The organism is Gordonia sp. YY1, assembly GCF_009872315.1.
Classification (GTDB): Bacteria; Actinomycetota; Actinomycetes; order Mycobacteriales; family Mycobacteriaceae; genus Gordonia; species Gordonia amicalis.
Window position 1 is genome coordinate 1 of record NZ_WXYI01000054.1, and the last position, 1202, is coordinate 1202.

Annotated in this window: 1 protein-coding gene; it reads right to left on the reverse strand. The window is 63.8% G+C overall.

The window, feature by feature from the left end; genetic code table 11:
* On the reverse strand, nt 1-270 hold a 270-nt coding region (locus BPODLACK_RS23095), incomplete at its 3' end, for a leucine zipper domain-containing protein (protein WP_159406329.1).
* Nucleotides 271-1202: the final 932 nt, after the last annotated feature.

Sequence of the window (1202 nt, forward strand, 5' to 3'; positions counted from 1 at the left end):
GGCTGGTCCCCAGCGGCGTAGGACGCGGACTTTGATGATGCGTCGTTCGGTGCGGGTCGGTGTGCGATTGGGGCTGCAATGCGGACGGCTGCTGCGATCGACCATCCCGGCCGGCCCGTGTTCGCGGTAGCGGCGGACCCAGCGTTGGGCGGTGGTCGGGGCGACCTGAAAGCGTTCAGCGGCACGGCAAATCGACCAACCATCCTCCACCACACATCGAGCAAGACGTAGGCGACCCAGTTCGGTCAGTGGGGCGTTACGGTGGGACACGAAGACCTCCGAGTTGAGCAGTGCTTACCTAGGCAGTTCGCACTTCCTCGGAGGTCTTCGTCATGTCATCCCGCCACGCCGTACCTAACGTCCGTGGTTAGTACAGCTAGCCCGACGTCTCGTCGACGTCGTGTGGGCACTTATTCGAGATGGACGGTTGTGGACCCCCCAGCCCGTCGCTCCGCCAACGAACTCACCGGTTGCCGCGTAGATTGCTCGTTGCGAGCGCGCCTCACGAAAGGTGTCGGCGGAAGTTGATACAACTTTCGGGTGCAATCGAAACATGAGGGGTCTGCGTCGGAGCGTCGGCGCCACTGGCGCGGTGAGCGCAAGGCTGTGTTGGTTCGGGTGCCCGTCGGGCTCGCCGAGCAACTCGCGGCGGAAGCGTCGAGTCGAGGCACGTCTGTCAGCGAGTGTGCTGCCGCGATCCTTGCAGACGCACTACACGAAGGGTCAGTAGCGTGACTCGAGTTGTGCAGACCGCCGCCACCGAGGTTAAGGACACTCTCGCGCTGCGGAAGGCCCGTGGTGCGTTCTTCACACCGCCGGCGCTCGCCGACTTCGTCTCTCGTTGGGCAGTCCGTGATCCTCTTGACAGCGTCTTGGAGCCGTCGTGTGGCGAAGCTGCGTTTCTGACATCAGCGGCGAGTCGACTGGACGAGCTCGGGGCGCCACGTGCTCATGCCCAGCTCGACCACGTGCGAGTCCGAGAACGCCGAGAGCGCCGCGACCTTCCCCTGCCCAACAGTCCAGACAGCGACTGAGCGACGGCGGCCGCACGATTCGTGGTTGAGGCGAAGGCTGCGTGAGCGACACGCGAGCGGGGGTGTCAGATGGTCTGTGTAAGTCCAAGTACTCATCAGTGAGAGGAAGATCTATGAGCATGGCCCTAGACGACAAGCAGCACGACAACGGCGACCGGCAGTTGCCTG